Consider the following 21,404-nt stretch of genomic DNA (forward strand, 5'->3'; position numbering starts at 1 on the left):
TCGCAATTAGCATCGATCAACGCCCAGACCGGCCTTGTGTCGCTGTCGATGCGCTGATCGGTAGACCTGTCGAGCAGGCTTACGCTAACCTCGTCGCCTCCAGCGATTTGAGCGACTGCAGCGCTTTCCGCTCCCACGTTCCTGCGCCCTGTCGCCGCGCAAAATCGAGCGCATCTCGAAAAGACTGCTCTGCGTCATTCTTCTGGCCGAGACGAAGCTCAATCTCGCCTCGCAGTCTGAGAAGCTCGGCAGTGAAGTAGTTTTCACCGGTCCGCTCCACCAGCGCAAATGCTTCGTCCAGAGTTGCCGCTGCCCGTTCGATGTTGCCGGTTCGCAGGTAACTTCCGGCGAGCAGGCCGAGGTAGCACGACCTGTCGATTTCCTGTTCGCCGAGGTTGGCGTAGGTCTCTTCCATCCTCTCGATGCCGGCGAGCTTGTTTTCGCCATGCTCCATGATCCAACCTCGGAAGAACGAGGCGACGTTAGCCCACATGCGAAAGCCGTTGTCTCTTGTCAGCTTCGAGAGCTCATCGACCTTGTGCTGAAGGGGAGCGAAGTCGTCGCGAAGACCATAGAGGATGCAGCAGTTGCCCAGGCAGGCGGCCAGCCTATAGGCCGAGTGCCCCCGCGCATCCGCTTCCGCAGTGGTATACAGCTCGGTTGCCCTTGTTTCGTCGCCCATCAATTGCAACGCCCATGAGAGGTAGAGCATCGTCATGCTCGGAAAGTCGCTGCCGACTTCGGTGGCACGGTCCATGTGCAGCAGGGCCTGTTCCAGATAGTCTTTGGCTTGCTGCAAGTGCCCCTGTGAAAACAGGCACATGCCCCGAAATTGCAAACCGAGCACAAGCGCCTTGATGATGTTCCGCGACTTGCCGATCAAAAGGAGCTCGTTGCCTGCCCATTCGGCATCGGCGAAACGTCCCGAGTTGAGCGCGGTGCCGAAGAGGCCGTCGAGCGCGTGGATGGGGGCGTCCACATCCCCCAGCTTCTCGCTCAGGCGGATGACGTTGCGGTAGGCCGCGCTGCCTTCCGATGTCACGAAGCCGAAGGTGGCATAGAGAACATCGCCGCGTTCGAGTTCAAGCTTGAGCTCCATCCGGTCCCGCTTGACGGAAGGGGGGCATCTCGCAAGACAGGCAAGGCCATTGGCAAACATGTTGGCCGCTTCCACCTTGGCCCAGGTTCGGCCGGTGTTTAGGCCTGCGGCAAGCCATCTTTCTGCTGCCTTCTCGAAGAGGCCAGCTTCGGCGAAATGCTGAGCCAGAACCTCTGGATGTTCCTTCGATAGCTTCGGATTGATGCTCTCGATGGTGCGAGCCACCTCGCCATGGAGCTCGCGGTACCGTTCCTTGAGAAGGGTTTCCCGCGCTGCTTCCTGCAGGAGCGCATGCGTGAATGCGTAGTTTGCTTTGCCGGTCGTGGCCTGCCGGGTAACCAGTCCGGCCTCCACCAGTCGCTGGAGTGCTGGCTCCACGACAGCCGGAGCGAGGCCACAGACCTGAGCGACAACGGGAAGCTCGAACTCACGACCTACGACGGCCGCCACTTGGGCGATCATCTTCCCAGGGCCTATCTTGTCGAGCCGCGACAGCAGCGAGGATTGGATGGAGCTTGGCAAGTTGATCGCGGATTTGCGGGGGCTTTGTGTGGGCTCTTCGAAAGAGAGACCACTTTCCAGGGCGGCTCGTCCCAGTTCTTCCACGTACAGCGGAACCCCCTCGCTTTTTTCCAGCAGAAGTCTGCCGGTTTCGTCTGCGAGATCCTGTCCGGCAACGAGGCTCTGTAGAAGCGCGACCGCATCCTCTTCGGAAAGGCGATCAAGCGCGATTTGGTGGAGTGCAGGCGTATTGCGCTGCCAAGGTTCGCGCGAGGTCACGAGGAACAGGATAGGAAAGGGCCCAGGTTCTGCGATCAATGCCTCGAGCAGGTTTCGCGAAGAGGGGTCTATCCATTGCTCATCCTCGATCGACAGAAGGAGCGGTTCGATTTGTGCGAGGTGATGCAGCCAGTCGATCAGAATTCGATGCGACAGGTCGCGGTGCTGCGCTGGAGACCGTGCGCCGACCAGTTCATGAGAATGATCGATCGCCAGGAGGTCGGAAAACACAGGCAGCGATTCTGCGATCGGGACATCGCTCAACGCAAGAACGGCTTTGAGCTTCGCCATGGCGACGTCCGGCGTGTCGGTGGCGGCTATGCCGGCATAGCGCTTCAGCAGCGTCAGGAAGGGGAAAAGAGCGCTATTGGAATATGTGCTCGAGCATTGAAGTGTCAGATAGGCACCTCGCGGAATGCGGCGCTGCACCTCGAAAAGCAGTCGCGATTTTCCGATACCCGGTTCGCCGATGATGAGAGCTGCCTGCCCTCGCTTTTGTGCGAGCACCTCTCGCCATAAAGCCAGCAGGCTCGCGATTTCCGGCTCACGCCCGACAAGTTCCGTCAGCTCCCGTCGCTTTGCGAAGCGATTTTCGAGCATTTTCGGTCTGTCTGCCCGCCAGACATGAACGTCATTGGGGAAGCCCTTCAACGATTGCGAACCGAAATCGGAAAACTCGAAGGCGCCGGCTGTTGCGTCGTAAGTCCGCTGATCCGTGAGGATCGTTTGCGGCTCGGCGATCGTCTGAAGGCGTTGAGCAAGGTTGGGGATCGATCCCAGCGCCACTGTCGAAACGCCGGCCGGTGCGCCGACAAAGTCGCCAACGACAACCAGGCCACCGGCAATCCCGATCCGCACACGCAACGGCGGCTCGCCCTGTACCTTGATCCCGGGGATCAGCTGAAGGATCTCGAAAGCGAGTTCGAGCGCGCGTTCGGCGTCATCTTCCTCCGCGATCGGATAGCCGAACAGCGCCTGAAAGGCGTCGCCGACGTAGTTGGCGGTGATGCCGTTGTGCTTTCGTACGGCCGCGGTGCATTCCGCCAGATAGGTCTTTGTCAGTTGGGTGAAGTCTTCCGGGTCCATGCGGGTTGCGTATCCGGTCGAGTCGACCAGGTCGCAGAAAAGGATCGTCAGTTGCCGGCGCTCAGCCGAGGTCGCAAAAGCTTTGGCGGCTTCCCCGGCATTCAGCAGCTTTATCGCCGCAGCTATTTTCTTGCGCGGGCCAAGAGGTAGCTCCATCTCGCGCAGATCTTCTTCCGAGAGCATGCGAAGGCTGTCGCTGTCGATCTGCGATTGCGCGAAAACGCCAGCGAGGTGCTCAAGCCCCAAACCCTTCAGCCATTCCCTCACTTCTTCCATCGAAGCTCCCGGAAAACTGATGACCCACTCGTTCGCTCCTTAGACATCGGAAACGAGGATAGCATCTCTCCGGCCGGGCCAGAAGCAACATTAGACAAAAGACATCCGCCACCACAACTTGGGCGAGCTTTGGCTTGTGGTGCGGTCGGCCGTTGATCAAGCTGAATCGTCAGTTGCATTCAACGTCCGCGAAAACGAGCTCGCCACGTTCGGCATACTGAATGCCGTTCTGGTCGAAGCAGAACCGCTTCGGCAGGATGCGCGCGAGATAGCGTTGGCCGCACATCGCTGGCACGTCAGCCCGGAATTCTCGTGGGGTCGTGGCGGGCGCCGGCTCGGTAAATCGCCGGTGGCCGATGTAGGATAGGTTGCGGATGGTCATGAGGCCGCCGGCGTTGCCAACGTTGCCAACGTTGCCGGCGATCGCAACGAAGCCGTCGTCGCTTGCTTCGGCGATCGCAGGATACTCTTCTTCGTCTGGAGGCTTACGAGATTGGGGTATGGGGACCGACCTGATCGCGATATTGAAGCGGACGTCGTCACGCTGCGGAACGCCCCCGTAGTCATTGAGGTAGCGCCAATTCAGGCGAAGGACGCGCTCAGCGCCGCCTTCATCTGCGTTGGATGGAAGTATGGCGATCGACAAATCGGTCGGCAGAGAGCCGTCTCCTCCCGATGGTGTGGCGGGAGGAGGGCAGGCTGTGTAGAGCGGGCGGTAATTGCATTCGGCACCGCCTGCTTCCCAGATGCAGTTGCTCAATTGTCGCCAGTCGTCTTCGTCGATCTGATGCCCGCCGGCACCAACCTTGCCGCCATTCCGCGGAACCATCCAAGGGTGGATCTTGCCTTCTCCGGAGCGGCGAGCCCAGTCCGTTCGGTGTGCATCGATCTCGCGGAGTTTCTGCAGTTCCGCTCGAACGCTGACGGTGTCGGACCAGGACGGATCGGTTATGACGGGGTCTCGCCCCGCTGCGTCCGCGGCAATCCGCTGACCGGTAACCTGCGTGGTCAAGGTATGGCACTCGGTGCAGTTTCCGGAGGGATCCTGCAAGGTTTGCGCTCGGGCAAGATCCGTTGCGTAGGTGGACGTGTAAGCCGAACCGATGACACGAAACGGCAGGCGCTCCTCATGCGGCATCGTCGGAATGTAGTCTCCGAGGCTGAACGCCGAAGCGCTCTCGCCGGTTGCTCCGCCTTCGTATCCGATGCGGGATAGACCCATGTGCGGGCTGATCACATAAGGGCCCTTGTTGTCGTGACAGGCTGAGCATTGGATCTGGAATGTCGGGTCATAGAGCCCTGCGGCTTCCATCCGCCCGCTTTCATCATGATACGATCGGCCGCCGGGTGGCACGAAGGGTCGCTCCCAGTCGAAGTGAGGTCGGTCCTTGCTCCCATCGAAGAAGGCAATTTCTCCGCTTTGCCTGTTGAAGCCGATGACGCCCAGACGGGCGAAATTCGGATTATTCCTTTGCCAGTATGGTTCCGGATCGATCTCCTGGTGCGGGCTGGATTTGCGGCAGAGCGCGACCCATTCCACGCTGCCGATGACCTTGCGGCTCACACGGGAATTCATGCCGCAATAAGTGACGTTGCCGGCAAGCGAGGGCTTGTCGCAACGGGCGATCTGCGTGCTCCATTTGACGACCCTGCCGGCGGTATCGCGATGTTCGAATTGCAACGGGCTGCCGGCGACCCCGGGATTCGGTTTGAGGTCGACGATGTTGCCGTCGATCTCCAGAGGGATGACCTTTGCAGCATTGTCGCCGCAATCGATATCGGGAATGGGGCCAAAGACCGCGCGTGCTTCATCGCCAAATCTTGTGATGACGTCGGTGCTGGCGGACGCCGGCGCCCAGAGGACATCGCCGTTCCAGCGGTTCGCAAGTTCGGCGAAGGAGATTGCCGCACTGCTTGCTCCCGCAGTTCGGACCACTTCAGGAGTGTTGCCACGTGCCACGAATTCGACAGACTGCCGACAGGGCCGGAATGCTTTGAGGGCGTCAACGTAGCGCCGATGCGCCTGATCGTCAGGGAGCGCTTCCATGAGAGGCCGAGGCGCACGAGACGGCAGCGTGCAGCCCGTCAATGTGTCGCAGCGTAGATCATCAGCACAGCCGAGCGGGCCCGGAGCCGACCAAGCCCTCGTTGCTGCCGCAAGTCGACGACCGGGATCGATTGCAATCCATGCAGACAACGCGGAACCTGCCGCCATTGCGGCCAAGCAGACGAGCAATCCGAAAGCGAGTGGCCGCATTGGCGGCATCTGCTTAGCGAGCCCTGAGAGCGACTTTCGGCCCATCTGGAACGACGAGGATCATCGCGAATTTCCAAGTGCCGGCGTCTCGCTTGAACATCGTCACCATCGTCGCCGTGTAGTCGAGGACCGGTGTCTCGATCTCGGTGAACTGAATGGTCGCGACGATGGTAGACTTTCCTTCCACCGTGTCTTTGTCGATCAGGTTGAGCAGCGTATTGCTTTCGATATGTCGCCTTTTGCCGCGATCTCCCATCAGGCCGTTGATCTGTTTCAGATACTCGATCACCTGAGCCTTCCCGGTTTTCTTTTCCAGCTGATTGCGCCCCGCACATGTTTCGTAGGTCGCGCTATCCAGCAGCATGTTCTCGACACCCTGATCGCTGGAGTCATCGAGTGCCCAGTTGTAGCGATGCAGGAGGTCCATGATTTCCTGCCGGTCGGAAAGCGAGGGATTTTGAACCGTGCGGAGATAATCCGGTCGAAGCATGAAGGTGCACTGCGTCGTTTGCGCTTCCACTGAGCTCGCGAAAGAAAGACCGGCAATTGCCCCAAGCGCCAATGCGGCCAGCTGCGAGCGAACGGAATGCCTTTTTATCATGGATGCCATGCTCTGCCCCCATCAGTTAAGAATGACATGCTTGAACGCGAAGGTCTGCGAAGCTGATATGGAACGCCGTTCGTTGGTCGGTTGGCCAGGCGGTGCGACCGGAAATCATCTGCTGAACACTGCCGGTGACCGAGTTCAAGTAAAGGCCCCAACCCGCAATGTGCATCGCCTATATTAGGCTACGCTTATTGTCTGGTCGTGACAATTCCGAGATTGCGAAGCCTCTCTCGGTCTGGGTTCGGGCACGCCGACGAACGCCTCGTCAGACGATCGCGGGCGCAATGATTTTTCGGCGGACGAACACGGTCTCGAACAGCGTCTGCACCGCGGGGCCGCGGCCGGAGCCAGGGCCGAGACTCGTTGTCACCATCGCCGCCGCGATCGTTTCATAGAAGTGCTCGCCGAACGGGGCATTGCCAAGTGCCTCGACGAGGATGTCGCGCATATCACAGCTGACCTGCTGCAAGTCTTCAGGCTTGGCTGCCTTGTTTCCGACCCTGATCGCCAGCATGCCAGCGAGGATTTCGAAGAAGGCGCCGGTGAAGACCCGGGAGAAGGAATGCGGATTTGCAGCGACCTCGGTTGCCGGGCCGGTGTTGTTCAGACCAGCCGGATCCTCGTAGAGGTGGTCGTTCCAGGCGTTGCGAAGGCAATCGGCATCGGCCTGCTTCGGGTCCTCCATGCGCAGAGCGGCGCCAAACTGTTGCGCGACACGCGAGAGGCTGGAATCGCTCCAGAAATTCTGACCGGCGGTTTCCTGAAGCACGGCAGCGCAGAATGTCGGAAGCTGCATCGCGCAGAGTATGGCGCTCATGTCTCCGAACGATTCATGAAACGCGTCCGTCTCCAGGAAGCCCCGGTCGAACAAATCCGGGCGGAGCGCATCCAATATGGCGTGGCCGAGTTCATGGCAGAGCAGGTCGGGGCTTTCCCCGGAGTAGACGACCACCTCTGGATGCCCGACAGGCGAGCCGTGATAGAAGCTGAGCGACTGTCCGTCATACTTGGATTGCAGCGCCACGCCGCGGTCGAGATACACGTCGAGAACTGCCATCCCGTTCCACTCTACCGGCGGCGTGCTGCTCGCCGCCCAGAAGTCGGCAGCTCTTCGCAAAGTCGAGGCGGCATTCCAATAGCGGAAGTCCTCGGTGTTCCTATCGTTGCTATAGGGACGAGCGGCGGGAAAATTGAAGGCCAAAGGCAACTTCGCGACATCAGGTATTGGTGCGGTGGTAAACCTGCCGACCAGTGCGGGGTCTTTTTCCCAAACGGTAATTGTCCCAGGCATAAGCGCCTCCCTCTACGACCGTTTCAAAGACAATGATCTTTATGCTCTGAGCTTTTACAGTCATGCGCATCAAACGGCGGTGAACCCGCCGAGGAACTTGGAGACTTCGAACTTCCTGTACCGATGCTGAGCGGCGGTGTGTCACCGCGGCGTCTGAGGGCCTTTATGGCATCGACAACCTTCAAGGTTGGATGGCCCCTTCTGCGCGTATATTTTAGGACGACATCCTTGAGCTGTCCACATGTCTTTTGACGGCCTGTCTTAGGCGGACCCTCGGACGACAAGGCCGCACGGCAGCCGTTCGACGCCCGGCTCGAGCTTCTCCCCGCGGGAAAGGCCAAGGATCGCCAAGCCCGCGCGGTGACCGAGCTCCTTGAGCTCCATGTCGATCGTCGTCAGCGGGGGGCGCGTCTGCTTGGAGACGACTTCCCAGTTGTCGAACCCGACGACTGCGACGTCGTCGGGGATCGAGATCCCTCGATCGCGAAGCGCATCGATGACGCCGCGCGCGATCTCGTCGCTGCCACAGAAAATCGCGTCAGGCTTCGGGCCTGATTGGGAGTAGACCTCATCGATTGCGGAGTGTCCCCATTCTTCGGACCACTCACCGAACATCACTTGGCCGGAGGAGCCCACAAGTTCCCGATAGGCGTCCGCACGGAGGCGGGCGGCGAGGTAGTTCTGCTCGCCGGTGATGTGGAGGATACGTGACCTGCCGAGGGCCTGGAGATGTTGCACGGCGATGCGTGCGCCCTGGGCATCATCGGGATGGAAGCTCACGCTGTCGGCAGGTCCCTGCGCGAATGCGTAGATAACCGGAATCCGGAGTTTCAGGAGTTCGGGCGGCGGCTCGAGATCGATCCGCGTGGCGGTGAAGATGATCCCGTCGACCTGACGGTCCAGCAGGGCATCGAGATGGAGTTTGGCGAGCCGCGGGTCGTTGTTGGTCGCGCAGAGGAAGAGCGATACGCCATGGTCGACGAGGATTTCGGACACGCCCGCCGCCATTGGGAGCGTCAGTCGACCATAGGTATCGTTCGTCAGCATCCCGATGGCATGGCTGCGCTTTGTCAGCAACCCACGCGCGAGTGCATTTGGCCGGAAGCCAAGTTCGTCGGCGATCCGTTTGACCTTTTCGCGCGTCTCGGCGTTCGTCCGCCCAGTCCCGTTCAGAGCGTTCGAGGCTGTCGAAATACTGACACCCGCAGCTTTCGCCACGTCGCGAATTGTCCTGCGCCCATGGTCTGAATCGCTCAAACTCGCTCTCTCCTAATGTGCTTGATAAAACCTTTTAACAGAAAAAATACAGGAGATAAAAGGTTTTATCAAAAAGTCGTTCCGTTTGCGTTGTGGCTATGTCGACATGGAATATTTTCTCATCTAACGTTGCCTTCGTCTTGAGGTCCTGGAGCCTCGAATAAGAGAAGGGGAACCCGCATGTACCGTCTAAGAACTACGATTGCAGCTGTTGCTCTGTTGGCGAGCACTTCTCTCGCCGGCGCTGAAGAAATCACGCTATGGGTGCGTACGTCATCGGGGGCAGTGCTCCAGGGGCTTGCTGAAAAATACAACGCCGCCCATTCCGATAAGGTCAACGTCACCCAGATCACCGCTGAACAGATGGTGCCGAAGCTCGGCGCCGCGATTGCCGGTGGCGCAGCGCCAGATGGCGCGGTCCTCGATCTCATCTATCTCCCGACCTTTGCCGCAAACGACAGCCTTGAAGATATCAGCGATTTTGTGAAGGGCCTTCCATATGCTGACGCGCTGAGCCCCTCACATATTCGTCTGGCCACCTATGACGGCAAGGTGTACGGCGTCCCTGCATTGCCCGACGCTTCAATCATTGCCTACAACACGGACCTCTTCAAGAAGGCGGGTCTCGATCCCGACAAGGCGCCGGCCTCACTCGAAGAGATTGCCGCAGACGCCAAGAAAATCCATGCGTTGGACAAGGAAACCTACGGCTTTTATTTCGTCGCCAATTCCGGCAGCTGGCTGATCTACGACTTCCTGCCGCATCTCTGGGCCGCCAGCGCGGATGTGCTGAGCGATGACGGGCGCACCGCGACCGTCGATACGCCGGCGTTGCGCGATACCGTTGCGGCTTATCGCGACATGTGGAAGTCCGGCGCCATCCACCCGACCTCGCGTTCGGGCAACGGCAACAATGCGGTTGAGGCCTTCGCATCGGGCAAGGTCGGCATCCTCATGACCGGCTCGTACATCGTCAACTTGCTGACCAGCAAGTATCCCGATGTCAAGTTCGCGGTTGCTCCGATCCCCGGCCCGAAGGGCGGCGCGTCGAGCTTTGCCGGCGGCGATACGCTGGCGCTCATCAAGGGTCTCAGCGAGGAAAAGAAGAAGGTCGCCCTCGACTTCGTTAAATTCTACATGGAGCCCGAGCAGCAGGTCTATATCACACAGGAATCCGGCATGCCGTCGCGCACGGACCTCGCCAAGGAAGCCTACGCGAAATTCGATCAGCGCAACCTCATTGCCTATGACATCCTGGCAAAGGCCCGCACGCCTTACACGTTCTCGTCCGATGAGTTGTTCGTCAGCCGCACGGGCCCGTTCCTCAACCTGATCCAGGGCACGATCTTCGGCGATGACATCGATGGATCGATCAAGAAGGCGCAGGACGACTTCACCAAGATTCTCGACCGCACCAATCCGTAACGGCTGAGTGCGGGGCAGTCCTCTGCCCCGCACCTGTCCAATCGCTGATGCGCATTTTCGAGCTCTTCGAGGAATGATAGTGGTCGATACCCCGACAAAGGATATGAAACAGCCGATCTCCGGCGAACCGGAGCCGCAGGGCTGGCTCGGACTGGCATTCATCCTGCCCGGCTTCCTGTTCATCCTGGTTCTGTTTCTTGTTCCGCTCGCCATGACGATATGGATGAGCTTCTACAATTGGCCCTTGCTCGGCCGGAAGAAATTCATCGGTTTTGCCAACTACGGTGAACTCCTTGGCGATATGCAGCTTTGGCACTCGCTGGGCTTCACCATGCTTTACACGGTGTTGGTCACGGCCGCGATCTTTGCCGTAGCCTTCCCCTTGGCGCTGATCGTCGACCGCCCGCTGCGATCCGCCGGCTTCTTCCGTACGATCTTCTTCATGCCTGTTGTCATCGGCTTCGGCGCCGCGTCCACGCTCTGGATGTGGCTGCTCAACCCCGACAGCGGCGTCTTTGCCCAAGTCCTGCGCGGCATCGGCCTGATCAGCGCGGCACCCCGGCCGCTTGAAAGCTTCTGGCCGGCGCTCGCCGTGATCATTCTGATGGTCGTCTGGAAGACCGCCGGCTTCACCATGGTCATTCTGCTGACCGGTCTGCAGGGTATTTCCAACGACGTGATCGAGGCTGCCAAGATCGATGGCGCCAGCGTCTTCAGCCGCTTTCGCCGGATCACGCTGCCATTGATGCGCAATTCCCTTGTGCTGGCCCTGGTTCTCAACGTCACCTCGTCGATGCTCGCCTTCGACCAGTTCTTCATCATCACGCAAGGTGGCCCCGAAAATAGCACGATCTCGGCCGTGTTCTCGATCTACCTCGCGTCCTTCTCGTCCTATCGGCTCGGTTACGGCTCTGCACTCTCCTTTGCGCTGCTGATCGTTCTGGTTGCCATTAGTGCCATTCAATTCGTGCTGTTGCGCGAACGCGCGGAGGAAGGCTGATGACCTCCCAATCCACTCCGAGCAGCAATCCGCGCGGCGGCCACACCGGCTATCTGCTGTTCCTGCTCGCATCGATCCTGTTTGCGATCTTCTTCATCATGCCGATCGTCTGGTCGCTGGCGAATTCGTTCAAGCCAGCCGCGGAAGCGCTCGCCAATCCGGCAGCGCTGTTTTCGAAGACCTTCTCGCTGGAAAATTACCGCCGCCTCGAGAATGTCGGTGCCGGATGGTACATCTATGCGGGCAACTCGGTGCTGATCGCGGTCGGGACGGTGCTGCTGACAATCATCGTCTCGGTGCCTGCCGGCTACGGCTTCTCCAAGTTCAAGTTCCCCGGTCAGTCGATGCTGTTCGTCCTGATCATGGCGACGATGATGATCCCGTTTCAGTCGATCCTGACGCCGCTGTTCCTCATCCTGAAGATGCTCAGCCTGCAGAACAGCCTGTTCGGGCTGGTCCTGATCTACGTCACGTTCCAGCTGCCGTTTTCGGTCTTCATGATGCGCAATGCGTTTGATGCCGTGCCCAAGGCGCTGATCGAGGCCGCGCGCATCGACGGCGCCTCACAAGCGACGATCCTGCGGCGCATCATGTTGCCGATCGCCTTGCCTGGCGTAGCGACGGTGGCGATGTTCGCCTTCCTGAATTCGTGGAACGAGTTCTTAGCAGCACTCATCTTCCTGTCGGATCAGAACAAGTTCACCCTGCCTATCATGCTGGTGAACGTGTCGTCTGGTCTCTACGGCATCATCGATTGGGGCGCATTGCAGGCCGGCATCGCGGTCACCATGATCCCCTGCATCATCCTGTTTCTTCTTCTGCAACGCTACTATGTGCGCGGCCTGACGGCCGGCGCCGTGAAATGAGAAGCGGCCCGTCCGCTCAAGGAGTCTTCATGTCTAATGCCCAGAAAGCACAGCCGCGGTTGCCGATCGACCGCTACGTTCCGGCCGACCACGCCCGCGTCACCTTCGACGGCGGTTTCTGGAAAAGCTGGACGGACACCGTCCGCGACGTCACCATTCCGACCCAGCACATGCGGCTGGACGAGGAAGGCTTCCTGGAGGTTCTCGATTTCGACAAGCCTGCCGGCCCGCTCGCCCGCCCGATCCAGCCGAGCGGCCTATCGATGCAGCACTTCTTCGATTCCGATTTCGGCAAGTGGATCGAGGCCGCCAGCTACACGTTGAAGAACAATCCCAACCCTGATGTCGAGGCAAAGATCGATGCGATCGTCGAGAAACTCGAACACGGTCAGATGGCTGATGGTTATCTGAACAGCTGGTTCATCCGCCGTGAGCCGGAGAACCGTTGGACCAACCTGCGTGACCTTCACGAGATGTATTCGATGGGCCATCTGCTGGAAGGAGCCGTGGCCTATTTCGAAGCGACAGGAAAGCGCCGCTTCCTCGACGTGATGATCCGTGCTGTCGATCATATAATCGATACCTTCGGCCGCGAGCCGGGCAAGCTTCGCGGCTACGACGCGCACGAAGAAATCGAGCTCGCGCTCGTCAAGCTCTACCGCGTGACTAGGGATCCACGCCACCTGAAGCTGGCGACCTACTTTGTCGACGAGCGCGGCCAGATGCCTTCCTATTACGACGAAGAAGCGCGCAAGCGTGGCGAGGATCCCGCAAGCTACGTCTTCCAGACCTATGCCTACAGCCAGGCCCACATGCCGGTGCGGGAACAGACCCAGGTGGTCGGTCATGCCGTGCGCGCCATGTACCTGTTCTCCGCCATGGCGGATCTCGCTTTCGAGAACGACGATGAAAGCCTGAAGAGCGCCTGTGACCGACTGTTCGACAATCTGGTCGGGCGCCAGCTTTACGTCACCGGCGGCCTTGGCCCATCGGCCTCCAACGAAGGCTTCACGCGCGAATACGATCTGCCGAACGAGACCGCTTATGCCGAGACCTGTGCGGCGGTTGCGCTCGGCTTCTTCAGCCACCGCATGGCCCAGATCGAGCTCGACAGCAAATTCACCGACAAGCTCGAGACGGTGCTTTATAACGGCGCCCTTTCCGGAATTTCGCGCGACGGCGAACATTACTTCTACGAGAACGTCCTCGAGAGCCATGGGCAGAACCGCCGCTGGAAGTGGCACTATTGCCCTTGCTGCCCGACCAATATCGCCCGGTTCATCACGTCGCTCGGCCAGTATTTCTATTCCATCAAGGCCGAAGAGGTGGCGATCCATCTCTACGGTGAGAACACGGCCGAGCTTTCCGTTGGCAACGCCTTCCTGCGCCTGCGGCAGAAGAGCCAATATCCGTGGAACGGCGACGTCGCAATCTCGCTTGGCCTCGACCAGGCAAAGCGCTTCACCTTGCGGCTTCGTATTCCGGGCTGGTGCCGCGATGCTCGTATCTTTGTCAACGGCGACGCCACCAAGCTCGATGTCACCAAGGGCTACGCGGCGATCGAACGGGAATGGAAGGACGGCGATACGGTCAGACTGGCTTTCGACATGCCGGTCGACCGCCTCTATGCACATCCTGCGGCGACCGAAGACAATGGCCGCTTTGCGCTTCGGCGCGGGCCGGTGATCTTCTGCGTGGAGGAAGCCGATCTTGGCACCGAACCGCAACGGCTGAGGCTGCCGGCGCAAGGCGAGATCGCCGTAAGCTTCGACGAGACACTGCTTGGTGGGGCGACCATCCTTGAAGGTGATGCACTCGAAGCAGATGCATCCGACTGGCAGGAGACGCTCTATCGCACGCAACCGCCGGCGTTGAAGCCGACGCGCTTCAAGGCGATCCCGTACCACCTCTGGCAAACCGAGAGCCGGGCGCGATGGCCGTCTGGCTGCACGAGAAGTAGGGGAATACGATGGCTCGCCTTGAACTTCGCAACGTGGTCAAATCTTACGGCATCTACGAAGCCGTGCGCGGCATCAACCTTACGATCGAGGATAACGAGTTTGTCGTCTTCGTCGGTCCGTCCGGCTGCGGCAAGTCGACGACGCTGCGCATGATCGCCGGTCTGGAACATATCACCCGTGGCGACATCGTCATCGGCGATCAGGTCGTCAATCGGCTGGGGCCCGGCAAGCGCGATATTGCCATGGTATTCCAGAACTATGCGCTCTATCCGCACATGAGCGTGAGGGAGAACATCTCCTTCTGCCTGGAGCAGCAGAAGCTGCCGAAAGCGCAAATCGACGAACGCATCACCCGCGCCGCCGAGACGCTGCATATCACCGAACTCCTGTCGCGGCGCCCCGGTCAGCTTTCAGGCGGGCAGCGTCAGCGTGTCGCGATGGGGCGTGCCATTGTACGCAACCCGAAGGTCTTCCTGTTCGACGAGCCGCTTTCCAATCTCGACGCCAAGCTGCGCGTCCAGATGCGCACCGAGATCAAGCGCTTGCATCAATTGCTGCCGACGACGACTGTTTATGTCACCCATGACCAGGTCGAGGCGATGACGATGGCCGATCGTGTCGTTGTCATGAACGGCGGCATCATCGAACAGGCGGGGCCGCCGCAGGAGCTATACCATCGTCCGGTCAGTCAGTTCGTGGCGGGCTTCATCGGCTCGCCGTCGATGAACTTCCTGAATGCAAAACTTGAGAGCGTTGGAGATGGCTTGGTTGTCGTTCTCGACGATGGCAGCCGGCTAGCCGTTCCCGCATCCCGGACCGCCGAATACAGGCCGCATGCCGCCAAGCCAGTCGTTTTCGGTATCCGGCCTGAATCGATATCGAGCCTGACGCCGAAACCCGGCTTTGAAACGATCGAGGCGAACATCGATCTCGTGGAACCGCTCGGGCCAGAAACAATGATCTACTTCAATATCGGGCCGGTCAGCCTCTGTGCCAATGTCGATCCGGAAAGTGAGCCGCGTCCGGGTTCGCGCATGCCGCTTTCCTTCAACATGAACCGCATGCATCTTTTCGATCCGGCCGGGGCCGTTCACTCTCGTCCTGATGGCGTCAGGAATGCACAGGTAGAAGCGTTCTGGCCGGCACGGTCGTCGACCAGAACTACCATTTGGGCTGCTAGCTCAATGGACCGCCACGCTCGCGCACCATCTGGCGGAGGCGGGAGAAGACGGTCGAGGACTGGCGTACGCCGTCATGCTCGAACTCGTTGGTCACCCAAGCCTGAACGTTGCCCACATCCTTCGCGGTTGCCAGCGACAGTTCGGCATCGACATACATATCGTCGAAGTAGACGGCGGCAGCCACGGGGATTTCGCTCGATGCAAGTCTTGCGGGATCGTAGAGCGGCTCGAACTGGTCGTAGCGGGCAAGTGCATCGACCGCATCGCGGAACGGCCGCAGCGAGCGGATTTCCTCGAACATCCATGGGTACATCATTTCGCCGGTCAGGAGCAGCGGTCGGCTTCCCTCGCCAAATTCCGAGAATTCGGGCCTTACCCGTTCAGCGGCCCAGCCGGTTGCTCCAGAGCCTTGGCCGTAGATGCTTTCCTGCAGGGCGGCGAACATCGGGTTGCCATCGTACGATGTGAGGGACATGACCGATGCCAGGAAAGCGTCGGAGAAGCGTGTTTCCTCGTGGTCGGAGAATGCCTCGTCGATCAGCCAGTGGATATTCTCATATCCCGGCGCCATGCCGAAATCGATGCCGACGGTTTGCAATCTGCGGATCGTCAACCGGTCGCCATCGGGCAGGCGGACATCCTCCGCCGCGATCTTGTCCGCGATCCGGCCAATGCGGTCGCGATCGGCAGGGTATCGCTTGTAGTATTCACGGTTCTTGGCAGCAACACGCGGATAGGTCCGTCTGTATACGTCGTCCGCGCTCGCTGAAAGTCCCGCAAGCCCACCCGTCACATAGCAGGCCGCCAACCCCTCGGGAGCCCGCGACAGATAGGTCAGCGTCAGGAAGCCGCCATAGCTCTGGCCGAGCGTCTCCCAACGCGCGCCGCCAAAGACGGTCTTCCTGATATGTTCGCAATCGGCAACGATGCTGTCGGCGCGGAAATGACTGAGATAGCGAGCTCCAGCATTTCCATCGGCAAATGCCGCCATTGTGGCGCTCTCGATACGGGTGCTTCTGCCCGTGCCACGCTGGTCGAGCAGAACAACACGGTAATTCTTGAGCGCTTCGCCGAGCCACGACGGACCTCCGCCCACGGGACGCGGCGACTTGCCGCCTGGGCCGCCCTGGAGGAACAGCAGCACGGGCAGCGGTTCCTTCTTGCGGGTGGGGTCGCAGACCTCGCGCGCAAACACCTTGATCGTTGGGCTGTCCGGCTTCTTCCAGTCGAGCGGCACGTCGACGAGATGGTCACGGACGTGGACGCCGGGGATCGTGTATTCGCTGACGAGCATGATGAAATCCTGGAGATTGTTGTGTCCTTAACTGGGCTACAACTGAGGTCCGCAGGTATCAAGTCCCGAATGGCGCTGCGTCAGAGAATGTTACGAATCTCAACGTCAATATCGAATATTTACGATATTGTTCAATAATTTAAAGAACGTTTTTAAGGTAATTGGTGCACTGCCGTCAGATGGCGCCTATTTCCCGGCTTTACTGACGGAGTGATGAGTCGTAACAATACACAAAATTGCATCGTAATATCAGGTATATACGAATTGTTTCGAAAGTGATACAGTAGGTATTAGGTAGGCGCCAGAACGGTTCGTGGAGCGTCTCCAAGCGAAGCTCCGCAGCGTGGTCGACCTCACCGCCGACAGGTTCTTGCGCGAGTGGCGGATCAGCAAACGTCGGTAAGTATGCCGATTATGCCGAGCAGAACACTGGACAAGCTCAGCACGGCACAAATCACCGCCCAGAAAATCGCCTTCCTGCGGGGTTCCGATGCTCGCTCGCTGTAACTCAGCGTAGCGCCCATCCAGCCGGCTTCCGCCAGAACCGGGTCCGCCGGTTCAAAGGACGCCACGCCCTCCGACCATCGAGGGCCAGCGCCCTCGCGAAGTGCTTCCCATCCGCAATGGGCAGACAGGCAGCTGGTGAAAAAAGCACATAGAGCGAGCAATACGGAAACCGTCGGCATTACATCCCCCACTGCCTGATGAACAACACACTTAAGGCCCGTCGCGGACGTCTACGCGGCGGGCCGGCCAGGTTGGTTGTGATGTTGACGCCACGGCGCCACCCCGGCATGCGCGTATGATAACATGCCGCTGACACGTGATCTCATCCTTAATTTGGTTGATACTAATATACCCCATGCCCATGAGCGGACGTGCGCCCTTCTTTCGCTCATCAGGCAGAGGCCAAACACTGTCCACAGGCAGTTGCCGCGCGTGGAATGATTCTGCTGCGTGTCGGCGTGCAGTAAACCTCGCGTCAATGAAATCGTGCAACGCTCGCGATGATGAGATGTCGGGATGGAGGAACATGATGGTGCTGTCGTCCCTGATAGAAAAATTTGCGCGCCGCAGGGCTCCTTCTGGCCTCGGAACGATGGACCGTTCCGGAGACGTCAAACATCTGCAAAAGGTGTTCGATCACTGCTCACGGGCGGCACGGATCGGCGTCTGGGAGTGCACGCTCGCCGACGAGAAGCTCTACTGGACCGACATGGTCTACGAAATTTTCGACCTGCCGCCGAACACGCCACTGGTGCGCGACGAGATCGTGGCGCTCTATTCGCCTGAAACGATGAGTGAGCTTCATCGGCTTCGGTCCGCCGCGATCGAGCAGCGCGGCGGCTTCTCGCTCGATGCCGAGATCGTGACGCATAAAGGCAACCGCCGCTGGGTGAGGATCACCGCCTCCGTCGAATGTGAAAACGGTGCGCCGGTGCGCATCTTCGGCCTCAAGCAAGACGTCACGGCTGAGATGATCATGATGCGCGAAATCCGCCGCAGAGCCGAATTCGACCATCTGACCGGACTGCACAACAGGTTCAAGTTCCATGAACGGCTTGACCAGTTGTGCGACGTGGGATCCGACACCGCCCTTCTGCTGGTGGATCTGGATGGCTTCAAGAACGTCAACGACACGCTCGGCCACAAGCAGGGTGATCTTTGCCTGATCGATGCAGCGGCTCGCCTCAGCAGTGCCGCGGAAGGCGCCGATCTCGTGGCCAGAATCGGGGGCGACGAGTTCGCAGTGATCTATAGCGGTAGTGCGGCGAAACACATCGAGCAGATCGCTGGCCGGATCGTCGGCGCTCTCAACTGGCAATTGGGCGAGGGGGCATCCATTGGCGCGTCGATCGGCGTCGCCCATAGGTTGCCGGGGATCAGTTCCGGCGTCCTCTACGAGGAAGCGGACAAGGCCATGTACGAGGCGAAGACGCAAGGGCGCAATCGTTTCGTCCTGTTCCGCCCACAATCGAACTCCCTGAGTGCCGCGTAACGCCGCAAATCTCCATGTGAAGCCGAATGCACAGCTGTGCAATTCTTTTCTGAAATAACTCCATTGTCATGAGTCTGTTACGCATGGAGGATAGCACGGCCTTCTACATCCGAGCCAATGGAGAAGGCTATGAACAGACGCGATTTCCTCGTCACCACCACTGCCGCAGCAGGTATGCTGATGCTTCCGCGCCTCGCATCGGCCGCGACAGCGACGATCGATCTCTACAGCGGATCGGACGCGAACATCATCGACTTCTGGAACAATACCGTCCGTCCGGCCTTCGAGAAGGTCCATCCGGATCTCGCGGTGAAGATCACCGATGCAGGCGACAATACCGGTTTGCGCGCGATTGCAGACCGCGCCCTGGCTGCGTTGAAGACGAACACAAATCCGCAGGCTGATATCTTCGAGCATTTCGATCCTCGCCTCCCGCCGGCAGGCGCGGAAGCCGGCCTGTGGGTCGAATTCTCGGCGCAGAACATTGAAGGATTCGACCACGTCAATCCGCTGGCGGTCGATAGCAAGTACTCGCTTCCCTATCGCGGATCGCAGGTGCTGCTGGCCTACGACAAGACCAAGCTGGATTCGAAGGATGCGCCCAAGAGCTGGGAACAGCTGACGGCCTGGATCAAGGCCAATCCGGGCCAGTTCATTTACAACCGTCCAGACAAGGGCGGTTCGGGTGGCAACTTCGTTCGTCGTGCCATTCACGAAGCCAATGGTCGCGACCCGAAGAAATTCACGATCGACAACTTCACGGCTGATTATGCCAATCAGGCACTGACGCCGGCCTGGGCGTTGCTGAATGATCTCGCGCCGTCGCTCTACGAAAAGGGCGCCTATACGGCTGGCAATACGCAGTCGATCCAGCTACTCGCGCAGGGCGTCGTGACGATGACACCAGTATGGTCCGACCAGGTCTTGCAGGCGATCTCGCAGGGCGTTCTTCCTGAGACCACGGGTCTTGTCCAGCTTGGCGACCTGGCACTCTGCGGCGGCTTCTCGCGCATGACGGTGTTCTCGAATGGCGCCAACAAGGATGCGGCGATGAAGCTCGCGGCCTTCCTGCTGACTAAGGAAATGCAGGAAGCAATCATCACGGAAATCGGCGGCTTCCCTGGAATCTCGTGGGATCACATCTCCGACGAGCTGCGCCAGAAGTATGCCGATGTCATCCCAGCCACGATCCCGACCTTCCCGGGCGGCGATTGGGAAACCACCATCAACGACGGTTGGTACCGCAACGTCGCACCGGGCATCAGCCGCACCTGATGCGCAGGGCAATAACACTTCCGCTGCCGGTGCGGCATTCCGCGCCGGCTAGCAACAAAGGTTGGGTAGGGCTTCCGTTGGTTGCCCTGCCTGTTCTGCTGCTGGCCTGGCTGATCATCTATCCAATCTTCTCGGCGGTGACGAGCACGGTATTTATCGCCCAGCCTGATGGCACCTCGGCGCTATCCTTCGCCTCCTATCACTTCTTCTTCAGTGACCAGTACAGCCGCACCAATCTCTGGATCACGCTCTGGACCACGTTGATCTGCGGCGTGCTGCTTCTGGCAACCGGGCTTCCAATCGCTCTCTACCTACGATTTTCTCGCGGCCCGCTGTCGGCTTATGTGCAGGGACTGGCGATCTTCCCGATGTTCGTGCCGTCGATCATCCTGTCCTATGCGCTGATCCGCACAATCGGGCCGAACGGTGCGGTGGACGTGCTGTTGAATGCCGTTGGCCTGCCGAAGCTGCCATCACCCTATTTGACGCCGTGGGGGCCGGTCATCGGCTTGGTCTGGGACAACCTGCCTCTGACCGTCCTGATGCTCACGGCCGGACTGGGAAGCATTCCTAAGAGCTCCATCGAAGCGGCGCGCGATGTCGGTGCCTCGCCGCTGCGCGTCTTCCTGTCTATCATTCTTCCGCGAATGGGAAATTCCCTGCTGGTGACGACGTCCTTCGCGATCCTTGGCATCTTCTCGTCATTCACCTTGCCCTACCTGCTCGGACCGGCCTCGCCGGAAATGATGGGCCATTCATGCAGCGCACCTTCTCCGACATGAACGATCCCACCAATGCCTTGACGCAGGCGGTCATCGCCTTCGGCTTCTGCCTCGTGTTCGGAATCTTCTATGTTCGCTCCATTGCTCGAAACAGGGGAGGCAAATGATGAAGCCTCTAAACGTGGCCGTTGCCGAGGCGGATTGGATCGGCGTCCTGCTGGCACTGCTGTTGACGCTTTTCATCGCCCTGCCGCTTGTCGTCGTCGGCACCTGGGCCTTCAGCGAGGTCTGGCGCTACCCCGCAGTGATCCCGCAGCAGTTCGGACTCCGCTACTGGTCGCTGACGCTGTCGCGGAAAGATGTCTGGGACGCGCTTTTCCTCAGTCTGCGCCTCGCGACCACAGTGACTGTTCTTTCGGCGATCATTTGTCTTCCGGCCGCCTACGCCTTCGCGCGCATGAAGTTTCCGGGCAGGAACGTCCTCTTTCTGTCGTTCCTTGCGTCCCACGCTTTCCCGAAGTTCGGTCTGCTCGTCGCTATCGCCGGCATCTTTCTGCAGATAGGGCTCATCAGCACGTTTTGGGGCGTGGTCCTCATTCAGTTGGTCGGTACGCTGATGCTGATGATCTGGATACCGGTCGCGGCGTTCCAGAACGTCGATCGGCGGATGGAAGAGGCGGCGCGCGACGCGGGCGCGTCCCCGTTGCGTGTCTTCTGGTCGATCACATTGCCGCAGGCGGCGCCGACGATCGTTGCCGCCGTGTTGCTGACATTTGTCGGCACCTTCTATGAAACGGAAGGGGCCTGGCTGATCGGAGCGCCTGAGATCCGCACTATGCCGGTTCTGATGGTCACGTTCATCAACAATCAGATCGTCGTTCAATACGGTGCAGTGCTCTCCGTCATGCTGTGGGTGCCGTCTTTCGTCGCACTCATGTTCGCTCGCAGAGTGGTCGGAACCGGAACCTTCGCGAAGGGGCTGGGAGCATGATGTTCATTACGGCGAATGACGCCAGGAAGGGCTCCAC

General features: G+C 59.6%; 12 protein-coding genes and 3 pseudogenes. 9 read left to right on the top strand and 6 right to left on the bottom strand.

Going from position 1 to position 21,404, the window contains the following annotated elements:
- Window positions 1–79: 79 nt before the first annotated feature.
- The 5 genes from FZ934_RS21940 to FZ934_RS21960 all read right to left on the bottom strand — a co-directional run bounded on the left by FZ934_RS21940 (window position 80) and on the right by FZ934_RS21960 (window position 8,653).
- Entirely contained in the window at window positions 80–3,241 is a 3,162-nt protein-coding gene (locus FZ934_RS21940; protein WP_153272995.1) for an ATP-binding protein, read from the bottom strand.
- 169 nt (window positions 3,242–3,410) lie between these two features.
- Window positions 3,411–5,498, bottom strand: a complete 2,088-nt coding sequence (locus FZ934_RS21945; protein WP_246738016.1) for a hypothetical protein — start codon at window positions 5,496–5,498, stop codon at window positions 3,411–3,413.
- Between the two features lie 13 nt (window positions 5,499–5,511).
- Window positions 5,512–6,108 (bottom strand): nuclear transport factor 2 family protein, encoded by a 597-nt coding sequence (locus FZ934_RS21950; protein ID WP_153272997.1) that lies wholly within the window; start codon window positions 6,106–6,108, stop codon window positions 5,512–5,514.
- A gap of 262 nt (window positions 6,109–6,370) precedes the next feature.
- Entirely contained in the window at window positions 6,371–7,396 is a 1,026-nt protein-coding gene (locus FZ934_RS21955) for a hypothetical protein (RefSeq protein WP_153272998.1), read from the bottom strand.
- Window positions 7,397–7,657: 261 nt separating this feature from the next.
- A complete protein-coding gene (locus tag FZ934_RS21960; RefSeq protein ID WP_153272999.1) occupies window positions 7,658–8,653 on the bottom strand; it encodes a LacI family DNA-binding transcriptional regulator in 996 nt (331 codons plus the stop codon).
- Between the two features lie 180 nt (window positions 8,654–8,833).
- Between FZ934_RS21960 and FZ934_RS21965 the strand changes: the two genes are divergently transcribed.
- The 5 genes and pseudogenes from FZ934_RS21965 to FZ934_RS21985 form a co-directional block, all read left to right on the top strand.
- The gene (locus FZ934_RS21965) at window positions 8,834–10,078 is read left to right on the top strand and encodes an ABC transporter substrate-binding protein (RefSeq protein ID WP_153273000.1); all 1,245 of its coding nucleotides are present in this window, start codon (window positions 8,834–8,836) and stop codon (window positions 10,076–10,078) included.
- Between the two features lie 103 nt (window positions 10,079–10,181).
- Complete coding sequence (locus tag FZ934_RS21970) at window positions 10,182–11,078, top strand: carbohydrate ABC transporter permease (RefSeq protein ID WP_432443655.1); 897 nt, start codon at window positions 10,182–10,184, stop codon at window positions 11,076–11,078.
- Complete coding sequence (locus tag FZ934_RS21975; protein ID WP_153273002.1) at window positions 11,078–11,944, top strand: carbohydrate ABC transporter permease; 867 nt, start codon at window positions 11,078–11,080, stop codon at window positions 11,942–11,944. The genes FZ934_RS21970 and FZ934_RS21975 overlap by 1 nt, the downstream gene beginning before the upstream one ends.
- 29 nt (window positions 11,945–11,973) lie before the next feature.
- Window positions 11,974–13,904, top strand: a pseudogene (locus FZ934_RS21980) (glycoside hydrolase family 127 protein).
- 9 nt (window positions 13,905–13,913) lie between these two features.
- A pseudogene (locus tag FZ934_RS21985) lies at window positions 13,914–14,987 on the top strand (ABC transporter ATP-binding protein); the annotation flags it as partial.
- A gap of 94 nt (window positions 14,988–15,081) precedes the next feature.
- On the opposite strand, the gene FZ934_RS21990 reads toward FZ934_RS21985, so the two are convergent.
- Window positions 15,082–16,380, bottom strand: coding sequence for an alpha/beta fold hydrolase (locus FZ934_RS21990; RefSeq protein WP_153273003.1), 1,299 nt, complete (start codon window positions 16,378–16,380; stop codon window positions 15,082–15,084).
- A gap of 1,033 nt (window positions 16,381–17,413) precedes the next feature.
- Here FZ934_RS21990 and FZ934_RS21995 point away from each other — a divergent pair.
- The 4 genes and pseudogenes from FZ934_RS21995 to FZ934_RS22010 all read left to right on the top strand — a co-directional run bounded on the left by FZ934_RS21995 (window position 17,414) and on the right by FZ934_RS22010 (window position 21,367).
- Complete coding sequence (locus tag FZ934_RS21995) at window positions 17,414–18,379, top strand: GGDEF domain-containing protein (protein ID WP_246738017.1); 966 nt, start codon at window positions 17,414–17,416, stop codon at window positions 18,377–18,379.
- A 129-nt stretch (window positions 18,380–18,508) separates the two neighbouring features.
- Complete coding sequence (locus FZ934_RS22000; RefSeq protein ID WP_153273005.1) at window positions 18,509–19,654, top strand: extracellular solute-binding protein; 1,146 nt, start codon at window positions 18,509–18,511, stop codon at window positions 19,652–19,654.
- A pseudogene (locus FZ934_RS22005) lies at window positions 19,654–20,543 on the top strand (ABC transporter permease). Before FZ934_RS22000 ends, FZ934_RS22005 begins: the two are co-directional and overlap by 1 nt.
- Window positions 20,543–21,367 (top strand): ABC transporter permease, encoded by an 825-nt coding sequence (locus FZ934_RS22010; protein WP_153273987.1) that lies wholly within the window; start codon window positions 20,543–20,545, stop codon window positions 21,365–21,367. Before FZ934_RS22005 ends, FZ934_RS22010 begins: the two are co-directional and overlap by 1 nt.
- The last annotated feature ends 37 nt before the right edge of the window (window positions 21,368–21,404 follow it).

Origin of the sequence: Rhizobium grahamii, assembly GCF_009498215.1 — a bacterium.
Lineage (GTDB): Bacteria > Pseudomonadota > Alphaproteobacteria > Rhizobiales > Rhizobiaceae > Rhizobium > Rhizobium grahamii_A.

What these genes read in the sequence shown, in the direction of transcription:
- FZ934_RS21940 (WP_153272995.1), bottom strand. Translation starts at nt 3,241, where the DNA reads ATGGAAGAAGTGAGGGAATGGCTGAAGGGTTTGGGGCTTGAGCACCTC.
- FZ934_RS21945 (WP_246738016.1), bottom strand. Translation starts at nt 5,498, where the DNA reads ATGCGGCCACTCGCTTTCGGATTGCTCGTCTGCTTGGCCGCAATGGCG.
- FZ934_RS21950 (WP_153272997.1), bottom strand. Translation starts at nt 6,108, where the DNA reads ATGGCATCCATGATAAAAAGGCATTCCGTTCGCTCGCAGCTGGCCGCA.
- FZ934_RS21955 (WP_153272998.1), bottom strand. Translation starts at nt 7,396, where the DNA reads ATGCCTGGGACAATTACCGTTTGGGAAAAAGACCCCGCACTGGTCGGC.
- FZ934_RS21965 (WP_153273000.1), top strand. Translation starts at nt 8,834, where the DNA reads ATGTACCGTCTAAGAACTACGATTGCAGCTGTTGCTCTGTTGGCGAGC.
- FZ934_RS21970 (WP_432443655.1), top strand. Translation starts at nt 10,182, where the DNA reads ATGAAACAGCCGATCTCCGGCGAACCGGAGCCGCAGGGCTGGCTCGGA.
- FZ934_RS21975 (WP_153273002.1), top strand. Translation starts at nt 11,078, where the DNA reads ATGACCTCCCAATCCACTCCGAGCAGCAATCCGCGCGGCGGCCACACC.
- FZ934_RS21990 (WP_153273003.1), bottom strand. Translation starts at nt 16,380, where the DNA reads ATGCTCGTCAGCGAATACACGATCCCCGGCGTCCACGTCCGTGACCAT.
- FZ934_RS21995 (WP_246738017.1), top strand. Translation starts at nt 17,414, where the DNA reads ATGATGGTGCTGTCGTCCCTGATAGAAAAATTTGCGCGCCGCAGGGCT.
- FZ934_RS22000 (WP_153273005.1), top strand. Translation starts at nt 18,509, where the DNA reads ATGAACAGACGCGATTTCCTCGTCACCACCACTGCCGCAGCAGGTATG.
- FZ934_RS22010 (WP_153273987.1), top strand. Translation starts at nt 20,543, where the DNA reads ATGAAGCCTCTAAACGTGGCCGTTGCCGAGGCGGATTGGATCGGCGTC.